Origin of the sequence: Rothia sp. HMSC076D04 (assembly GCF_001814645.1) — a bacterium.
GTDB lineage: Bacteria > Actinomycetota > Actinomycetes > Actinomycetales > Micrococcaceae > Rothia > Rothia mucilaginosa.
Map to the genome: position 1 here is coordinate 1 of NZ_KV817362.1, position 272 is coordinate 272.

Annotated in this window: 1 pseudogene; it reads left to right on the forward strand. The window is 41.2% G+C overall.

What is annotated here, in order from left to right:
• Nucleotides 1-272: pseudogene (locus HMPREF2980_RS09550) on the forward strand (hypothetical protein); the annotation flags it as partial.

A 272-nucleotide genomic window follows, 5' to 3' on the forward strand; every position in this document is an offset into this window, starting at 1 on the left:
GATTAATCGACGCCAAGATAAGAAAAAAGAAGCACAGGGAATTTACATTAAGCGAGTAACTCGCGCTGAGACGTTACTCTGTCTATTCATTCCGGTGTTCCCTTGTCTTTCTGTTATAGCGAATATTCAAAGTGAAAATGTGAATATCTGGTTGAATGTAGCAATTACTATTTTTTTATTTTTCTGCTATCTTTATGCCCGCTATGTTTTTGTCGCTTACGTGAAGTTCTCCCCCGAGGGTATTGAGCAGCGCGTCTGGTCAGCCAACCCGA